At 70.4% G+C, this 17,697-nt stretch carries 14 protein-coding genes; 3 read left to right on the forward strand and 11 right to left on the reverse strand.

Translation table 11 applies throughout. The features are described from left to right. Positions 1-40: 40 nt before the first annotated feature. Complete coding sequence (locus tag HWX55_RS08285; protein ID WP_175975250.1) at positions 41-2,347, reverse strand: ATP-binding protein; 2,307 nt, start codon at positions 2,345-2,347, stop codon at positions 41-43. A gap of 107 nt (positions 2,348-2,454) precedes the next feature. On the opposite strand from HWX55_RS08285, the gene HWX55_RS08290 reads away from it, so the two are divergent. Beyond that, entirely contained in the window at positions 2,455-3,150 is a 696-nt protein-coding gene (locus HWX55_RS08290; RefSeq protein ID WP_175975251.1) for a PIG-L family deacetylase, read from the forward strand. Next, positions 3,129-4,052 (forward strand): glycosyltransferase, encoded by a 924-nt coding sequence (locus HWX55_RS08295; protein ID WP_175975252.1) that lies wholly within the window; start codon positions 3,129-3,131, stop codon positions 4,050-4,052. The genes HWX55_RS08290 and HWX55_RS08295 overlap by 22 nt, the downstream gene beginning before the upstream one ends. 17 nt (positions 4,053-4,069) lie before the next feature. Here the strand turns inward: HWX55_RS08295 and HWX55_RS08300 are convergent, their stop codons facing one another. Continuing rightward, entirely contained in the window at positions 4,070-5,437 is a 1,368-nt protein-coding gene (locus tag HWX55_RS08300) for a sigma-54 dependent transcriptional regulator (protein ID WP_175975253.1), read from the reverse strand. Between the two features lie 348 nt (positions 5,438-5,785). Between HWX55_RS08300 and HWX55_RS08305 the strand changes: the two genes are divergently transcribed. Next, the gene (locus tag HWX55_RS08305; RefSeq protein ID WP_175975254.1) at positions 5,786-6,826 is read left to right on the forward strand and encodes a sigma-54 dependent transcriptional regulator; all 1,041 of its coding nucleotides are present in this window, start codon (positions 5,786-5,788) and stop codon (positions 6,824-6,826) included. Positions 6,827-6,850: 24 nt separating this feature from the next. On the opposite strand, the gene HWX55_RS08310 is transcribed toward HWX55_RS08305, so the two are convergent. The 9 genes from HWX55_RS08310 to HWX55_RS08350 form a co-directional block, all read right to left on the reverse strand. Next, positions 6,851-7,801, reverse strand: coding sequence for a glycosyltransferase family 4 protein (locus tag HWX55_RS08310; RefSeq protein WP_175975255.1), 951 nt, complete (start codon positions 7,799-7,801; stop codon positions 6,851-6,853). Then, positions 7,791-8,879 carry a glycosyltransferase family 9 protein gene (locus tag HWX55_RS08315; protein WP_175975256.1) on the reverse strand — a complete coding sequence of 363 codons (1,089 nt, stop codon included), beginning with the start codon at positions 8,877-8,879 and terminating at the stop codon, positions 7,791-7,793. Before HWX55_RS08315 ends, HWX55_RS08310 begins: the two co-directional genes overlap by 11 nt. Then, positions 8,876-9,877 (reverse strand): glycosyltransferase, encoded by a 1,002-nt coding sequence (locus HWX55_RS08320; RefSeq protein WP_175975257.1) that lies wholly within the window; start codon positions 9,875-9,877, stop codon positions 8,876-8,878. The genes HWX55_RS08315 and HWX55_RS08320 overlap by 4 nt, the downstream gene beginning before the upstream one ends. Then, the gene (locus HWX55_RS08325; protein WP_175975258.1) at positions 9,874-11,619 is read right to left on the reverse strand and encodes a carbamoyltransferase C-terminal domain-containing protein; all 1,746 of its coding nucleotides are present in this window, start codon (positions 11,617-11,619) and stop codon (positions 9,874-9,876) included. The genes HWX55_RS08320 and HWX55_RS08325 overlap by 4 nt, the downstream gene beginning before the upstream one ends. A 3-nt stretch (positions 11,620-11,622) precedes the next feature. Continuing rightward, a complete protein-coding gene (locus tag HWX55_RS08330; protein WP_175975259.1) occupies positions 11,623-12,825 on the reverse strand; it encodes a glycosyltransferase family 9 protein in 1,203 nt (400 codons plus the stop codon). Beyond that, complete coding sequence (locus tag HWX55_RS08335; RefSeq protein ID WP_175975260.1) at positions 12,822-13,433, reverse strand: HAD-IIIA family hydrolase; 612 nt, start codon at positions 13,431-13,433, stop codon at positions 12,822-12,824. Before HWX55_RS08335 ends, HWX55_RS08330 begins: the two co-directional genes overlap by 4 nt. Then, complete coding sequence (locus HWX55_RS08340) at positions 13,424-14,173, reverse strand: SDR family oxidoreductase (RefSeq protein WP_124593727.1); 750 nt, start codon at positions 14,171-14,173, stop codon at positions 13,424-13,426. The genes HWX55_RS08335 and HWX55_RS08340 overlap by 10 nt, the downstream gene beginning before the upstream one ends. 197 nt (positions 14,174-14,370) lie before the next feature. Continuing rightward, positions 14,371-14,898, reverse strand: a complete 528-nt coding sequence (locus tag HWX55_RS08345) for a hypothetical protein (protein ID WP_077217084.1) — start codon at positions 14,896-14,898, stop codon at positions 14,371-14,373. Further along, a complete protein-coding gene (locus HWX55_RS08350; RefSeq protein ID WP_244140524.1) occupies positions 14,840-17,659 on the reverse strand; it encodes an ABC transporter transmembrane domain-containing protein in 2,820 nt (939 codons plus the stop codon). The genes HWX55_RS08345 and HWX55_RS08350 overlap by 59 nt, the downstream gene beginning before the upstream one ends. Between the last annotated feature and the right edge of the window lie 38 nt (positions 17,660-17,697).

Below are 17,697 nucleotides of genomic sequence, written 5' to 3' on the forward strand. Positions count from 1 at the left end.
GCGACCGGCGCGACCTGACGCCGCCGCTACGCGCCGCGCGTCAGCCGTCGCGCTTCGTCACGTGCGCGATCTTGTGCGCCAGTTCGCGCACGTCGACCGGCTTGCACAGGTAACCGTCGAAACCGGCCTCCAGCGCACGGCGTTCGTCGGCAAGGCCCGCGTGCGCGGTGACGGCCAGCACGCGCACGTCGAGCGGGCCGCCGTCGCCGTTCAGCGCGCCGCGCCGCAATGCGTCCAGCAGCCAGAAGCCGTCGCCGTCGGGCATCGCGAGATCGGACAGGACGACCGTCGGGCGCATGTCGGCCACCATCGCGAGCGCCTCGCGGCCGGACGACGCGATCGCGACGGCCGCGCCGAATGTGGTCAGCGCGGCCGTGAGGCTCGCGCGCGTGGTCGCATCGTCGTCGACGATCAGGATGCGGTGCGTGTCGAGCACGAGCGCGTCGCGCCGGCCGCCCGCCTGCACGATGCTCCACGCCATCGCGCCGCCCGGCTGCCAGCCGGCCGGCAGCGTCACCGTGAACGTCGTGCCGCGATCGCGGCCGGCGCTGGCGACGCTCACGCGGCCGCCGTGCAGCTCCGCGATGTGCCGCACGATCGACAGGCCGAGACCGAGCCCGCGTCGCGGCGACGCCGGCGAATCGTCCGCGCGGCGGAACATGTCGAACACGTACGGCGCGAATTCCGTCGCGATGCCCTGCCCCGTATCGACGACGGTCAACACCGCATGCTTGTCGTCGCGTGCGAGCCCGACCGTCACGCTGCCGCCGGTCGGCGTGAATTTCAACGCATTCGAGATCAGGTTCGACAGCATCTGGCGCAATCGCTCGGCGTCGCCCGACACGATGCACGCGGACGCGTCGCAGTCGAATTCGAGCAGGATGCCGGCCGACGACGCGGCCGTCTGGAACGTGCCGACCTGGTCGGAGAACAGCCGCACGACGTCGACCGGCGTCGCGTCGAGCCGCAGCTTGCCGGTCGCGAGCGACGACGCGTCGAGGATGTCGCCGACCATCCGCGTGAGCGAGCGCGCGCTACGATCGATCGCGTCGATCGCCTGATGCTGCAACGCGTGGTCGCCCGTATTGCGCAGCACCTCGATCCACCCGTAGATCACGTTCAGCGGCGTGCGCAGTTCGTGCGATACCGTCGCCAGCAGCTCGTCCTTCAGCCGGTTCGACGTGTCGGCCTGGTCGCGCGCGTCGCGCGCACCCTGCAACGAACGCTGCGCCCGCAGGTCGCGGCGGCGCTGCGCACCGGTTTCGCGCAGCGTCAGCGACAGCGCGACCCACGCCCGCGCATCGCCGTGCACCGGGCATGCCGATACCGTCGCCCGAAAACGCCGGCCGTCGCGTCGCACGCACAACAGTTCGAGCGGCCCGATGGGCTCCTGCATCGTGTCGAACGACTCGACGAGCGGGTTGAGCCGCAGCCAGCGCCGCGCGATCAGCGTGTCGAACCGGCGGCCGCGCGCGTCGGCCTCGTCGTAGCCGAAGATCCGTTGCGCCGCCGCATTCCAGCTGGCGATGCGGCCGCTCGCGTCGATCCCGACGATCGCGTCCGGCAACGCATCGACGACCGCATGCTGAAGCCGCGACGCGTCGACGCGCGCGCGCTCCGCACCGGCCTCGCGCAGCAGCAGCACCGCGCCGTCGACGTTGCCGTCCCCATCGCCGATCGGCGACGCGACCGTGACGATCGGCACCGGATCGCCGCTGCCGGCCTGCAGCCAGTGCCGGTCGGACGTCGCGTCTGCGCCGCCGAGCGCGTGGTCGAGCGGCGTGGTGGGCACGCGGCGGCCTTCGCGATCGACGAGCCGCAGCACGTCGCGCACCGGCCGGCCGATCGCATCGTCCGGCCGGCAGCCGACGAGTTCGGCCGCGGCCGCGTTGACATAGGTGAGCCGCCCGTTCGGATCGGTCGCGATCACGCCGTGCGGCAGCGCGCGCAGCACGGCTTCGAGCTGCCGGCGCGCGGCCGCCTCGTGCCGGCGCGCGCGATCGTTCGTGAGCCGCGTGTGATGCAGCAGCGACGCGACCGCGCATACCAGCGCGCCGATCAGCATGAACGTGCCCAGCTGCACGAGCCGCTCGGGCAGCGGCGTCGTATAGGCAGCCGGGTCGGACAGGAACAGCGTCCAGACGAGCAGCCCGCTGACCACCGTCGACACGATGCCGAACACGAACGACGTCGCCCACGCGGCGGCGGCGAGCAGCGGGTAATACAGCACGAACGGCAGATTCACGCCGCCGAAGCGGATCGCGAGCGTCTGCAGCACGGTCGCGATCGCGACCAGCATCACGGCCGTTGCGTAATTTCCGGCCTGCGGCCGTGCAATTTCGATCATTGAACACGCTCCTGCGGGGACAGTCGACGGCGGCCGGCGGGGGCGCCGCCGGTAGGCACGACACATGCTGACCGATCGGCACCGCTCACGATGGAGATCTTCACGCCATGCCCGACCCGACACGCTGGCTCGTCGTCTCGCCGCATCTCGACGATGCCGTCTTCAGTTGCGGGCAACTGCTCGCGCAGGCGCCCGGCTCGATCGTCGTCACCGTGTTCGCGGGGATTCCGCCGCGCGGCACGCCCGCGCCGCCGTGGGATCGCCGCGCGGGGTTTCGCCACGCCGACGAAGCAATGCGCGCGCGCCGCGACGAAGACCGCCGCGCGCTCGCGCTGCTCGACGCACGCCCCGTGTGGCTCGACTTCCTCGACGATCAGTACGGCGTGCCGGCCACGTCGACCGCGATCGCGGCGCGCGTGGCCGACGTGATCGACGCGCACCCCGGCCTCGGCGTGCTCGCGCCGGCCGGCCTGTTCCACCGCGATCATCTGCAGGTGCAGGAAGCCATGCTGTGGCTGCTGCGTGACGACAATGCGTCGCACATCTGGCGCTTCTACGAGGACGTGCCCTATCGCCGCATCGACGGGCTGATGGCCACGCGCGTGAGCGGCTGGCGCGAACGCGGCTGGCTCGCGCATCCGGTCGCCGCGCCGGCCGGCAGCGGGTCGGACGGCGCCGCCGCGAAAGCCGCCGCCGTCGATGCGTATGCCAGCCAGGTGACGCTGCTCGAGCCTCATATGCGCGCCGCGCTCCGCGAACCCGAAACGATCTGGCGACTCGAATGCGACGTCCCGTCCGTGTAACGCCCGCGCGCGCCGCGCTGCCGCCGGCCGAGCCGCGCGTGACGGCCGTCGTGCTGACCTGCCGGCGCGCCGCCGAACTCGCGCGCACGCTCGAGCGCCTTTCCGAGCTGCCCGACCGACCGGCGATCGTCGTCGTCGACAACGGCGCCGACGACGAGACGGCCATGCTGATCCGGGAGCGCTTTCCGCACGTCGCGCTCGTGCATGCGCCCGGCAACCTCGGCGCGGCCGGCCGCAATCTCGGCGTCGACGTCGCCCGCACGCGCTACGTCGCGTTCTGCGACGACGACACGTGGTGGGCGCCCGGCTCGATCGCCGAAGCCGCGAACCTGCTCGACGCGTATCCGCACGTCGCGGCCGTCACCGCGCGCGTGCTGGTCGGCCCCGACGCGCGCGAGGACCCGACCTGCCGGCTGATGGCCGACAGCCCGCTCGACGCGCCCGTCGCGCTGCCGGGCAGGCCGATTCTCGGGCTGCTGGCCGGCGCGACCGCGTTCCGGCGCGACGCGTTCGTGCAGGCGGGCGGCTACCATCCGCGCTACTTTCTCGGCGGCGAGGAAGCGCTGCTCGCGCTCGATCTGACTCGCGCAGGACACTGGCTCGTGTATGCGCCGCGCCTCACCGTCCATCACTACCCGTCGACGCAGCGCGACCGGCCGACGCGCGAGCGCACCGCCGCCCGCAACGCGGTGTGGACCGCGTGGCTCAGATGGCCGGCCGCCGCCGCGTGGCTGCATACGGTGCGCATGCTGCCGCTGCTGCGCCGCGAACGCGCGATCGTGCGCACGTTCGCCGGGCTGCCGTGGATCCTGCGCGAACGACGCACGATCCCGCCGCACGTCGAACGCATGCGTCGCCGCCTCGAGCGCGACCCGCGCCGCGAGGCCGGAACCGGAACGTGAACGCGAGCGCGGCGGCATCAGGAATCGGGCTTTTCCGCTTCGTCTTCCAGTTGCGCGAGCCGGTTGTAGATCGTCTTCAGGCTGACGTCGAGCACCTCGGCCGCCTGCGCCTTCACGCCGCCGCATTGGGCGATCGTGCCGAGGATCAGCTTGCGGTCGACTTCCTCGAGCGGCGTGCCGAACGGCACCGTCACGCGATCCTCGTGCGAATCGACCATGCTCGACAGTTCGTCCATGATCGGCGGCGGCAGCGTGTCGATCACGTCGGCATCGGTGAAGATGCTCGCGCGCTGCACGAAGTTGCGCAGCTCGCGCACGTTGCCGGGCCATTCGTAGGTTTTCAGCGCTTCGCGCGCGGCCGGCGAGAAGCGCAGGTTCCGGCCGCTCTCCTCGTTGTAGCGCTGCAGGAACGCATCGGCGAGCATCGGGATGTCGTCGCCGCGTTCGCGCAGCGACGGCAGCGGGATCGGGAACACGTTGATCCGATGGAACAGGTCGGGCCGCAGCTTGCCGTCGGCCATCGCGGCTTCCGGATCGCGGTTCGTCGCGGCGACGATGCGCACGTCCACGTCGATCTCGCGCGTCGAGCCGAGCCGCGTGACGCGCCCGGTTTCCAGCACGCGCAGCAGCTTGACCTGCGATTCGACCGGCATCTCGGTGATTTCGTCGAGAAACAGCGTGCCGCCGTCCGCGCGTTCGAAGAAGCCCTTGTGCTGGCGTTCCGCGCCGGTGAAGCTGCCGCGGTCGTGGCCAAACATCTCGCTCTCGACGAGATTCGCGGCGATCGCGCCGCAGTTCACCGCGAGGAACGGGCCGCGGCGGCGCAGGCTCAGGTCGTGCACCGTCTGCGCGGCGAGCTCCTTGCCGGTGCCCGATTCGCCGGTGAGCAGCACCGACGCTTCGGTGCGCGCGACGCGACCGATCGCGTCGTACACCGCCTGCATCGCGGGCGAGCTGCCGAGCATGCGGCCGAACCGGCCGAGGCGCTGCAGTTCCGAGCGCAGCTCCGCGATTTCCTCGTGCAGCGCGGTCGTGCGCGGCACGCGCGCGAAGATGCTGTTCAGCCGCTGCATGTTGAGCGGCTTCACCAGATAGTCGGTCGCGCCGCGCCGCAATGCATCGATTGCGGTTTCGAGGCTCGCGTGGCCGGTGGTCAACACCATTTCGCAATGCCCGCGCTTGGGCAACGCGTCGAACAGATCCATCCCGTTGCCGTCGGGCAGCACGAGGTCGCACAGCACGAGATCGGGGGTATGCGTCGAGACGAGCGTGCGCGCTTCTTCAAGCGTCGCGGCCGTATCGCACGTCAGCTGCTGCGTGCGTGCGAGCGTGGCGAGCATCGTTCGCGTATCGGCATCGTCTTCGACGATCAGGACGTAAGGCATCGAGGCTCCTGGTAATGCGGCTCGGCACATGCGTTGGCCGGCACCGCGACACGTGCAGCGTCATGCATACTATCGAGCCTGCGACGGCATCTTCAACGCTGCACACGAATGGGCAGACAAGCTGTCCTGCACTGAAAACGCGTGCTTAGCAGTATAGAAGAGTGGTGTCGCGCATTCGCCGTTCATCGAATAAATCTATCTGTCGACGCACACCGCATTGCCAGATTCAATGTCGCCGAACCGGTATAAAAGGTATCCTGAATACGTAAAAAACGACGTATGCCACGTCATTTTTTTTTACCTGGTCACGACACATTCGGTCAAAACTTCCCAACCCGGTCATACTCCATGTCGAAATCCGACGATGACGGCACGCGACTGTTCGGCCGTTCGCGAACAATTCAGGATCTGCTGCTGAAAGTGTCGCGCGTCGCCGCCACCCGCGTGAGTGTGCTGGTGGTCGGCGAAAGCGGGGCGGGCAAGGATATCGTCGCCCGGCTCATTCACGACATGAGCCCGCGCCGGCGCGGGCCGTTCGTGCCCGTCAACTGCGGCGCGATTCCGAAGGACATCGCGGAATCGCATTTGTTCGGTCACGAAAAAGGCAGCTTCACGGGCGCCGTTGCACAACATGTGGGCATGTTCGAAGCCGCGCGCGGCGGCACGCTGTTTCTCGACGAAATCGCCGAGATGCCCCTCGAATTGCAGGTCAAGCTGCTGCGCACGCTCGAAACCAACACGATCGTGCGCGTGGGCGGCCACGACGCGATTCCGCTCGACGTGCGGATCGTCGCGGCCACGCATCACGATCCGGTCGAGGCCATGCGCAACGGCACGCTGCGCGAAGACCTGTTCTACCGGATCGCGCCGATCGCGCTGCACGTGCCCGCGCTCAGGCAGCGCGAGGACGACGTCGGCGACATCGCGCTGCAGATCGTCGAACGGCTGAACGCGCGCCACCGCACGCGGAAGCGGCTGTCGACGCAGGCGATGAAGGCGCTGCGCGCATACACGTGGCCCGGCAACGTGCGCGAGCTGCGCAATGCGCTGGAGCGCGCGTTCATCCTCGCGGACGAGCAGATCGAACTGCAATTGCCGCGCCGCCCGCCGCCGCGCGAGGAAGTGCGTCACAACGCGATGACGCTGCATATCGGCACGACGCTCGCGCATACGCAGCAGCGCTTCATCGTCGCGTCGCTGCGGCATTTCAACGGCGACAAGCCGCGCACCGCGAAAGCGCTCGGCATCAGCCTGAAAACGCTGTACAACCGCCTCGCGCTGCTGCCCGAAAGCGAGCGCAATGCGGTGAGCGGCAGCGCGCCAGCGGCGCCGGCGCCGAACGGCAACGGCAACGGCGCGCCGAGTTCGCCGGCCGCGCCGCCTCCGTGAGCGCGGCGGGCCACGCCGCCGTCGTCACGCCGTCATGTCTCGCAGCGCGGCGTCCCAGTCGCGCGCGAAGCGCTCGATGCCGAATCGCTCGCACGCGTCGCGTTTGGCCGCCGCGCCCCACTCGCGCGCGAGTTCCTGATCGCGGATCAGCGTCCGCATCGCGTCGATCAGCACGGCCGGCCGCGTATCGGCCACGCCGTTGCTGCCGGTCTTCACGAGTTGCGCCATCTCGGTCGTCGCGAGCGCGACGATCGGCAGCCCGATCATCATCGCCTCGATCACCGCGAGCCCGAGGCTCGTGTAGCGAATCGGATTGAAGAAGAACCGGTAGTGCGACAGGAACTGCGGCAGCGCCGGGTTCGGCACTTCGCCGATCCCGCCGAGTTCGGCCGAGCCCATCCCGACCAGGTCGATCGGCACGCTGTGCCGCACGACCTCGAACAGGTCCGCGCCGAGGCGCCGGCCGCGGCGCGCGAGGTTGTTCACGACGGCCACGCCCTTCGGCAGCGTGCCGCGATACTCGACGCCTTCCGGCACCAGCACGCCGTGCTCGATCACGCGCGTCGGCGTCACGCCGTTGTCCCACATCAGCGCGTTGAACGGCGTCACGTGCACCAGCAACACGTTCGGGTCCTGCACCGGATGCAGCGTGTCGGTCGGATGCTCGCGCGGCGGATCGTGCTCGACGAACAGCGTCGGCAGCGCGCGCTGCGCTTCGCTCAGCAGCCGCAGGCGGTCGTGCTGGTAGTGCTTCACGTGCTGATACAGCACGCAGTCGAATTCGGTGTCGCGCACGCACTCGGCCGGCACCTCGTGCACGTTGTCGCCCCACGGCAGGTGGCCGACGCGGCCCGCATAGCCGGGCGGATGCTGCGGCTTCGTCACGATGTAGAAATCGTGCGGCGCCTGCGACAGGTAATACAGATAGTTGCCATGCACGTGCCAGGTCAGCACGCGCAACCGCTTACGTGACATGACGTCTCTCCTCCGCGAGCAGTTCGTCCGCCCGGTCCATCACGTCGCCGACGCCGATCGCGGTCGCGCACTCGTGCCCGTACGGGCAGGTATCGAACATGCACGGCCGGCACGCCGGGTAGTTCGCGAGCACGCGATGACGTTCGGCGTCGAGCGGCGCCCAGCGGGCCGTATCGCTGCCGCACGCGACGACGATGCTCGGCGTGCCGAGCGCCGCCGCGACATGCGATACGCCCGTGTCGTTGCACAACAGCAGCCGCGCGCGGGCGATCAGCGCGGCGAGCGCGCCGAGCGGCGTGCGGCCGCACAGGTTCACGCACGGCCGCCCGAGGTGCTCGGCGAACGCGCTCGCCAACCCGAGTTCCGCGCGCGTGCCGGTCAGCACGATCTGCCAGCCGTCGTCCGCGAGTTGCCGCGCGGCCAGCGCGAAGCGTTCGACGGGCCAGCGCCGCGACGCCATCCGCGCGCCGGGATGAACGATCACGTAGCGGCCGGGATCGAGCGCATGTTCGTCGCAGAGCACGTGCCACAGCGCGTAGTCGAGCCCGCCGAGCGGAAATTCGAGGTAGTCGCCCCAGTCCGCGTAGCCGAGCTTGCGCGTGAGCGCCAGATAGCGCGCCACTTCCGGTTCGTCGTCGCGCCAGACGAGCGCGCAGTCGAGCGTGGTCGTGCCGCCGTCGGCCGGCACGAAGCCGGCCGTGCGCGTCGCGCCGAGCGACGCGACGATCGCGTTCGTGTGCACGCCGCTGCCGTGCAGCTGGATCGCGAGATCGAAGTCGCGCGCGCGGCATTCGGCGATGAACGCTTCGCGCGTGGCCGCGTCGGGTTCGGGCTGCTCGCCGAGGCCCGGCGCGCCGGGGAACGCGATGAAGCTGTCGATGTAATCGGAAAAGCGCGACGCGAACTCGCGCGCCCACGGCAGGCCGATCAGCGTGATGCGCGCGTCCGGTTCGCCGCGCCGCAGCGCGCGCAGCGCGGGCACCGCGCACAGCATGTCGCCGAGCTGCAAAGCACGGAACACCGCGATCCGCTTCGGGCCGCGCAGGCCGTCGGAATCGACGCTGGGATCGAGCTTCATAGGAATAGCACTCTGAAGTGAAGTGCGCCGCGCATGCGCCAATACAGCGACACGGGCGGAATCGCGATGGACGTGACGATCATCTCGGCCACGTGCGACACCGTGAACTGCGTGCCGCGCAACCGTTTCGCGCAGAACCCGGCGGTCGTCGCGGCCCACACTGCCGCGCACACGATGGCCGGAGCCGGCCAGCCGGCGGCGAAACAGCCGATCGCGCCGAGCGCGGCGAGCACGGCCACGTAGTAATGCCACGGCGGCGTCGGCCGGATATGACGCCGGTAGGTCGCGCGGTGCTTCTTGTACAACAGCGCGTCGAAATACACTTTCGACTGCGCGCCGATGCTCGATCCCCAGCGCGCGGGGCGCACCGGATGCACGATCCGCGCGGCGTCGGCGTCGACGATCGGCCCCGCATGCTCGCGTAGCGCGAACATCAGGTCGGCGTCCTCGCGCCACGCGCGCGTGAAGCGTTCGTCGAAGCCGCCGATGCGTTCGAGCGCCGCGCGCCGCACGAAGCAATTCGCGGTCGCGAATTCCGCATGCGCGAGCCCTGCTGCGTCGCGTTCGTAGTCGGTCGGGCGCGGCCGCAACGGCACGTCGATCCGGCCGGCGGCGGCCGCCGCCGACGGCTCGGCCAGCAGCGCGGCCGCGCCATGGCGCAGCCAGGTCGGATCGGGAATCGTATCGTCGTCGGTGAACGCGATCAGCGCGCCGCCCGCGCTGCGCCAGCCGACGTTGCGCGCGCCGGCCGGGCCTTGCGTGTCGGGCGCGGTCATGTAGCGGATCGCCGGCACGTCGGACACGCGCGCGCGGCACGCATCGACGACGGCGCGCGCGCTGCCGGCCGGGTCGTCGTCCACGACGACGATCTCGTAGGTGGTCGGATCGAACACCTGCGCGCACAGCGCGTCGAGGCAGCGTTCGAGCAGATCGGGCCGCCGGTAGGTCGGCACGACGACCGACACCACCGGCGGCAGCTGCGTGTCGCGCATGTTCATCTTGGCTTCTCCAGCAGGAACGGGCCGATCACGAGCGCGTCGAGCGGCGACGTCCAGAAGCATTCGATCGCGTCGCGCGGCGAGCACACGATCGGTTCGCCGCGCGTGTTGAACGACGTGTTGACGAGCACCGGCACGCCGGTGAGCGCGTCGAACTCGGTCAACAGCGCATGCAGCAGCGGATGCTGCGTCGCGTCGACGGTCTGCACGCGCGCGGTGCCGTCGATGTGGCGCACGGCCGGAATTTTCTCGGCGCGCTCGGGCAGAACGTCGTACACGAACAGCATGAAGGGCGCGCGCAGCGGCGTGCGCCGGCCGCCGCTGAACCAGTGATGCGCGCGATCCTCGAGCACGACCGGCGCGACCGGCCGGAAATCCTCGCGATCCTTGATCCGGTTCAGCTTGCGCTGCATGTCCGGATCGATCGGCGACGCGAGGATCGACCGTGCGCCGAGCGCGCGCGGGCCGAACTCCATGCGCCCCTGGAACCAGCCGATCACGCGGTTCGCCGCGAGCAGCGCGGCCGTCTGCGCGGCGACGTCGGCGAGCCGCCGGTACGGCAGCTGCGCTTCCTTCAGGAACGCCTCGATCGCATCGTCGTCGTAGGCCGGCCCCAGGTACGCATGATCCATTCGCCAGCCGCCGCGCGCGCCGCGCATCCGGAAGTCGGTCCACAGCGCGGCGCCGAGCGCGGTGCCCGCGTCGCCGGCGGCCGGCTGCACCCACACGTCGTCGAACGGGCCGCGATCGCGGATCTTCGCGTTCATCACGCAGTTCAGCGCGACGCCGCCCGCCATCGCGAGCTGCCGCTCGCCGGTCTCGGCGGCGAGCCAGTCGACCGCCTGCAGCGTCGTCTCCTCGAGCACCAGCTGCAGCGCATGCGCGATGTCGCAGTGATGCGGCTCGATCGGGCCGCCGCGTTCGCGCGGCGGGCCGAACAGTGCCGCGAGATCCGCGTCGCGCACGTCGTAGCGCCCTTCGCCGCGATACTGCACGAGCTTGCGCATCTCGTCGGCGAACACCGGCTTGCCGTACGACGCGAGCGCCATCACCTTGTATTCGTCGGACGAGTGCAGGAAGCCGAGATAGCGCGTCAAGCGCTCGTACAGCAGCCCGAGCGAATGCGGCAGGTTGACCTGCCCGAGCCGCCGGTACGACCGGCCGTCGAATACGCCGTAGCTCGTCGTCGCCCGTTCGCCGCGCCCGTCCATCGTCATCACCGCACAGCGTTCGAACGGCGCGGCGAGAAACGCGCTCGCCTCGTGCGCGAGATGGTGCTCGACGAAATGCCAGCGGAACGGCCCGTCGTGCGTGACGCCGCGAAACCGCCGCTGCAGATGATGCGGCACGCCGCCCGCGAGCTGGCGCGGCGCGTTGACGATCGACGACAGGAACAGCGGATGCCACGGCGACGCGCCGTCCTCGCGCGGCGCATGCGCGGACGGCGACAGCGGCAAGGTCAGCGCCGGCGCCGTGCCTTCGCGGTCGAGTTCGAACCACGGGTCGTACGAATACGCGACGTGGTCGACGTCCGCGAGCGTGATGCCCGCTTCCGCGAGGCAATAGTCGATCGCGTGGAAAGGCAACTCCCAGGTCGAGAACGGCACCGGGCGCTTCGCATGCTTCACGTGCGTGAAGCGTTCGTCCTCGGCCGCCGCGATCACGACGCCGTCGCGCACGATGCACGCGGCGCTGTCGTGGAAGGCGGCGTTGATGCCGAGCGTATGGATCGGATCAGGCATGCGTCAGTTCCTCGTGATGACGTGCGCGAACGGAATCACGTTCGATGCGTGCGCCGCGACCGGCTCGTCGTCGTGCGCGGCAGCCCGCGCGGCCGTGCGTTGCGCATGGCGCGCGCTGCCGCGCAGCAACGCGTGCACGGCGGCGGCGACGTCGTCGACGCTCACGCCGCGCAGGCACGGATGGCCGGGCTGGTTGCACACGCTGCGGTAGCAGTTTCGGCACGGCACGTCGACGTTCAGCACACGGTGCGGCACACGCCACGGCGTGTGCTGCGGATTGGTCAATGCATACAGGTCGACCACCGGCGTGCCGAGCGCGGCCGCGAGATGCACGGGGCCGCTGTTGTTCGACAGCAGCAGGTCGGCCGTCTCGATCAGCGCGCCGAGTTCGCCGAGCGGCAGCACGCCCGCGAGCGGCATCGCGCGCGGCCCCGCCCGTTCGCACACCGCGTCGACCAGCGCGCGTTCGTCCGCGCTGCCCGTCACCGCGATGCCGTCGAACAGCGGCGCGACGGCGGCGGCCGCTTCGCCGAAACGCTCGGCCGGCCAGCGCCGCGACGCGGCGGTCGCGCCCGGATGGACGACGAGCCAACGCGGGCGCTCCGCCGCCGGGCGGCGTGCACCGCCGAAGCGCTGCAACGCGGCCTGCAGGCGCGCGTGCACCGCGCGGCGCGCCGCGTCGCCCGGCTCGAACGCCATCCGCCAGTCCGCCGTCTTCGCGCCGACGGTACGCACCAACGCGAGCTGGCGCGCGACCTCGTGGCGCACGTGCGATGCCGGCTCGGTTTCCGGCACGCGGTCGGTCAGCAATTCATACGGGTTCTCGCGGCAATGCGCGAGCCGCAGCGGGATGCCGGCGAGCCAGCACATCATCGCGGCGGGCAGCGGATTCTGGCTGTAGACGGTGAAGATCACGGCCGCGTCGAAACGGCCCGCCAGCAGCCGGTCGATCATGTCGAGATCAGCCACCGGATCGCCGCGCACGTCGGGATGCTTGACCCATGGCGCGTCGTAGCTCCACACGTCGTCGACCATCGGCAGATGCTGCGCGAGCGCGGCGCCCGTGCGCGACGTCAGCAGCGTCAGCTGGCGATCGGCGCCGCTCTCCTTCAGCGCGCGCAGCGCGGGCGTGGTCATCAGCACGTCGCCGATGCTGTCGAGCCGCACGCACAGGATGCGCCGGGCGCGGCTCCAGGCCGAGCTCATTGCCGCACCCACGAGCCATGCCGAAGCGCGGCCTCGCGCACGACGATGTCGGCGGCCAGGTCGACGCGATCGACGACGTGATGCGGCGTGCGCGCGGCGTTGAGCCGCCACTCGGTCTCGTTACCGCAGTCGACCAGAATCGTGCCGCAGCGCTCGGTGCGGCCGGCCTCGACATCGTCGAGGATGTCGCCGATCATCCAGCTCCATTCGGGCACGGCGCCGAGCGCGGCCAGCGCGCGGCGCAACATGCCGGGACGCGGCTTGCGGCAGATGCAGTCGCAGGTGTAGCGCGGCACGCTGCCCTGCGGGTGATGCGGGCAGTAAAAAAAATCCGCCAGCGTCGCGCCGTTCGCTTCGAACAATTCGGCGAGGCGCTGGCGGACCGCGCCAAGCTCATGTTCGGTAAAGCGGCCGAGCGCGACGCCCGGCTGGTTCGACACGACCGCCAGCGGCATCCCGGTCGCGCCGAGCGTGCGCAGCGCGCGCGCGGCGCCCGGCGCGAGGCGCATGCGCGCGGGATCGACGTTGTACGGCACGTCGTCGAGCAGCGTGCCGTCCTTGTCGAGCAGCACCGCGCCGGGCAGCCGCCGTTCGCGCTTCAGGGCCATGACGTCTCCTTCATCGGCAGCACCATCAGCTCCGGCACCACGGTGCCCGGCGGCTGCGTCAGCACGAAGCGCACGGCGGCCGCGACGTGCTCCGGCGGCTGCAGCGTGTCCTCGTCGATGTCGGGAAAACGGTCGAGCAGGAACGGCGTGCGCATCCCGCCCGCGACGATCGCCGACACGCGCACGCCGCTCGGCCGCAGTTCGGCATGCAGCGCGTGCGACAGGCCGAGCAGCCCCCACTTCGTCGCGTGATACGCGGACGCGTTCGGCCACGCGCGCTTGGACGCGGTCGACGCGATGTTCACGATATGGCCGTCGCCGCGCGCCTTCATCATCGGCACGGCCGCGTGACACATCAGGTACGGGCCGAACAGGTTCGTCATCAGCACCTGCTGCCACGCGTCGACGCTCACGTCGTCGATCGGCGCGGTCACGTCGATCGCTGCATTGTTGACGATCACGTCGAGGTCGCCGAGCGACTCGCGCGCATCGTGCACGACCTGCAGCACCGATGCTTCGTCGCGCACGTCGAGCGGCCGGCCCACCGCCTGCCCGCCGTGCCGTTCGAGCCGCTGCGCGACGGCGGCCGCGCGGTCGCCGTCGAGATCGGCGACGACCACATGCGCGCCGTGCTGCGCAAGCTCTTCGCAAATGGCTTCGCCGAGACCGCGGCCGCCCCCGGTCACGAGTGCGGTCCGGCCGGCGAGCGGCGGTTTGGCTGGATCGTGAGTCGCGTTCACCTGCACCTCCTGTCGATGTCGGAAAGCAATCCGGCTGACGGCGACACTTGTCGCGACAACCGTCCGTGCAGGAGATACAGCGAAAACCGTGCCGGCCTGCGCGCGCCCGCGCCGCATCGGACCGTGGCGCGCGCTCGCTGGCTTTTTTATAACCGGCTGTAAAAACCGGCCCGGGCGGCCGCGCCTGGGCGGCCCCCTCAGATCGCGAGCCCGTCGGGCGTGGCCTGCGCGCGGTGCTTCGCGAGCGCGCGCAGGCAGTGCGCGATGCTGCCCGCGAACGCCTCGTCGAACCACGGCTGCGCGCCCGACACACCGACCACGATGCCGCCGAGCGCGACGCCGCCCCACAGGTTCGTGTCGCCCGCGCGCAGCCGGTACGGCTCCAGCGCCTGCACGACGTGGCCGTCGCGGCCCGTTTCCCATGACAGCCGCGCCTTGGCCCGCGCATACGCTCGATAGTCGGCGTCCCAGTCCTTCGGGTCGGGCAGCGAAAACTCGTACAGGATCGCGTCCTCGAACGCCGCGTCGTGCGGCCCGAGCGCCGGGTCCATGATCACGATGTGCAGGCAGCCGCTGTCGCCGACGAAATCGCTCTGCAGCGCGGCGGACAAGGTCGGCAGCAGCAGCTCGACGGCCGCCACCGCGGCCTGGCGGTCCGCGAACGCGCTACCGCCGCGACGTGCGTTCAGGGCTTCGGGTGTCGTCGGATTCAGAAGGTTCGGCATGGATTTCTCCGGAGGAAAACGCGAGCGCACGCAACGCCGCGATCAGGTCGGCCGCTACCGCGGGCTTGGTCAGGTACGCATGGAAACCGGCTTCGACCGCACGCGTGCGGTCGCGATCGCGCGCATGGCCGGACAACGCCAGCGCTTCGAGCGGCGCACGGCCGTCGCGCTCGCGCGCGGCATCGAGCTGGCGCACGCGCGCCATCACCGCGTAGCCGTCCTCCTCGTCGTCGCCGAGATCGATGTCGCAGACGAGCAGCGCCGGCCAGTCGGCCCGGCGCGCGCGCCACAGGTCGTCCAGCAGCGCCTGGCCCGACGCATACGCATGCACGTCGGCGCCGGCCACCTTCAGCAGCGCGGTGAGGGCCTCGCGCGCCTCGTCGTGGTCGTCAACGCACGCGATGCGCAGCCCGTCGAGCGGCTTCGCCGTGGTCGCGTTGCCGGCCTCCGGATGCGGCGACGCGCCGTCGGGCTGCATCGACGCCGGCGCCACCGCATACATCGGCAGCGACAGGTGCAGCGTCACGCCGATATCGTCGCGTTCGCGCACGACGTAGCCGCCAGCCTCCTCGATCGCATCCTGCAATCGTTCGAGATCGATCAGCGACAGCTCCGTTGCGTCGACGCCCGCGCACGCGATCGTGATGCGCGCTTCGGGGTCGTGGCGCGCAGTGCGCACCTCGAGCTGCCCGCCACTGCTCGCTTCGATCGCGCCGCGACACAGTTCCCACACGAAGCGCCGCAGCGCGGCCGGATCGGCGTTGACGACGAGATCCTCGTCCGACACATGGCGGAACACCGGCACGCCGCGCTGGGCGGCCGCCTCCGCCAGCGAATCGAGCACCTGCGACACGAGCGGGTTGATCCGCACCGGCTGCCGCGCGAACTTCGCCTCCGTGCGTTCCAGTTCGCGCTGCTTCGCCTGCAGCGACCACATCTGCGCATACACGCCGCCGCTTTCCAGCAGCTCGTCGTGCGTGCCCTGCTCGACGAGCCGGCCGTACTCCATCACGAGGATGCGGTCGGCATCGACGATCGTCGACAGCCGGTGCGCGATGATGAGGCTCGTGCGATGCTGCGCGACGCGCATCAGCTCCTGCTGGATCGCGCGCTCCGAGCGCGTGTCGAGCGCCGACGTCGCCTCGTCGAACACGACGATCGGCGGCGCCTTCAGCAATGCGCGCGCGATCGCGACCCGCTGCCGCTCGCCGCCCGACAGCCGCACGCCGCGCTCTCCGACGCGCGTGTCGTACGCATCGGGCAGCCGCTCGATGAACGCGTCGAGCTGCGCGCCGCGCGCGGCCGCGATCACGTCGCCGCGGGTCGCGTCGCGCTTGCCGTACGCGATGTTGTACGCGAGCGTGTCGTTGAACAGGATGGTGTCCTGCGGGACGATGCCGAGCGCGTCGCGCAAGCTGCGCTCGGTAACGAGCCGTAAATCCTGGCCGTCGATCCGGATCGTGCCCGCATCGGGCTGGTACAGCCGGAACAGCAGCCGCGCGAGCGTCGACTTCCCCGAGCCGCTGCCGCCGACCACGGCGATCGTCTGCCCGGGCTCGATGCGGAACGACACGTCGAACAGGATCTGCCGGCTCGGCTCGTAGCCGAAGTCGACATGCTCGAATTCGATCGCGCCGCCGCGCACGACGAGCGGCTGCGCGCCGGGCGCATCGCCGTCCTCGCCGGGCTTGCCGCGCGCATCGAGCAGCCCGAACAGCCGCTCGATGTTCGTCATCGCGTCGTTCGCCTCGCGGAACACGAAACCGAGCGCGTTCAGCGGCAGGCTGATCTGGATGATGTACGCGTTGATCAGCACGAGATCGCCGATCGTCATCGCGCCGCGCGCGACCTGCTGCCCGGCAAGCAGCATCACCGCCGCGATCCCCGCGCCGATGCACGCGCTCTGCCCGATATGCAGCGCCGACAGCGCGTACTGGTTGTCGACGCCGGCCTCGCGCCATTCGCCGAGCACGCGATCGAGCCGGTTGCGCTCGACGTCCTCGCGCGCGAAGTACTTGACCGTATCGACGTTCAGCAGGCTGTCGACCACGCGCGAGTTCGACTCGGCCTCCAGCGCGTTCACGCGCCGCTGGTAGCGCATGCGTCGGCGCGTGAACACCACCGTATATGCTGCATAGACGGCGAACGTGACGAGGATGATCGCGGTGAAGCCGCCGCCGTACTTGCCGATCACGATCACGAGCACCGAGCCGATCTCGATCGCCGTCGGCACGATCGTGAACACCGCGACGCCGAGCAGGTAGCCGATGCCGGCCGTGCCTTTTTCGAGGTCGCGCACGACGGCGCCCGTTTCGCGCTGCGCATGAAACCGCGCGCCGAGCCGATGCAGATGGCCGAACGTGCGCACGGTAAACGATGCGACCGTATGCTGCGTGACCTGCACGAAGGTCATGTCGCGGACTTCGTTCAGCGCGTTCGACGCGAAGCGCACGACCGCGTACGCGAATAGCAGCAGCACCGGCCACGCCATCGGCTGGCCGGCCGCGCGGCCGAAGCCGTCGACGATGTCCTTGAGCAGCAGCGGCACCGATACGGCCGCCGCTTTCGCGAGCACCAGCAGCACGATCGCCGCCAGCACGCGTGCGCGGTAATGCCAGATCGCGCGCCAGAGTTCGACCGCGATCCGGACGCGCAGGCCGCGCCTGTCGTGGCGATGGCGGAGATCGCGGGGGTCGCGGGAGTCGCGGCCTGCCGCCGCATCACGTTCGTTGACGGGCGTTTCGTCGATTCCGGTCGTCATGCACGCATTACTCGCGGTCGGGGGCGCGGCGTTTCACG

It is taken from the genome of Burkholderia sp. BCC1047 (genome assembly GCF_902833155.1).
Taxonomy (GTDB): domain Bacteria; phylum Pseudomonadota; class Gammaproteobacteria; order Burkholderiales; family Burkholderiaceae; genus Burkholderia; species Burkholderia sola.

Excerpts from the sequence above, each read along its gene's own strand:
- HWX55_RS08285 (WP_175975250.1), bottom strand. The coding sequence starts at position 2,347 with ATGATCGAAATTGCACGGCCGCAGGCCGGAAATTACGCAACGGCCGTG.
- HWX55_RS08290 (WP_175975251.1), top strand. The coding sequence starts at position 2,455 with ATGCCCGACCCGACACGCTGGCTCGTCGTCTCGCCGCATCTCGACGAT.
- HWX55_RS08295 (WP_175975252.1), top strand. The coding sequence starts at position 3,129 with ATGCGACGTCCCGTCCGTGTAACGCCCGCGCGCGCCGCGCTGCCGCCG.
- HWX55_RS08300 (WP_175975253.1), bottom strand. The coding sequence starts at position 5,437 with ATGCCTTACGTCCTGATCGTCGAAGACGATGCCGATACGCGAACGATG.
- HWX55_RS08305 (WP_175975254.1), top strand. The coding sequence starts at position 5,786 with ATGTCGAAATCCGACGATGACGGCACGCGACTGTTCGGCCGTTCGCGA.
- HWX55_RS08310 (WP_175975255.1), bottom strand. The coding sequence starts at position 7,801 with ATGTCACGTAAGCGGTTGCGCGTGCTGACCTGGCACGTGCATGGCAAC.
- HWX55_RS08315 (WP_175975256.1), bottom strand. The coding sequence starts at position 8,879 with ATGAAGCTCGATCCCAGCGTCGATTCCGACGGCCTGCGCGGCCCGAAG.
- HWX55_RS08320 (WP_175975257.1), bottom strand. The coding sequence starts at position 9,877 with ATGAACATGCGCGACACGCAGCTGCCGCCGGTGGTGTCGGTCGTCGTG.
- HWX55_RS08325 (WP_175975258.1), bottom strand. The coding sequence starts at position 11,619 with ATGCCTGATCCGATCCATACGCTCGGCATCAACGCCGCCTTCCACGAC.
- HWX55_RS08330 (WP_175975259.1), bottom strand. The coding sequence starts at position 12,825 with ATGAGCTCGGCCTGGAGCCGCGCCCGGCGCATCCTGTGCGTGCGGCTC.
- HWX55_RS08335 (WP_175975260.1), bottom strand. The coding sequence starts at position 13,433 with ATGGCCCTGAAGCGCGAACGGCGGCTGCCCGGCGCGGTGCTGCTCGAC.
- HWX55_RS08345 (WP_077217084.1), bottom strand. The coding sequence starts at position 14,898 with ATGCCGAACCTTCTGAATCCGACGACACCCGAAGCCCTGAACGCACGT.
- HWX55_RS08350 (WP_244140524.1), bottom strand. The coding sequence starts at position 17,659 with ATGACGACCGGAATCGACGAAACGCCCGTCAACGAACGTGATGCGGCG.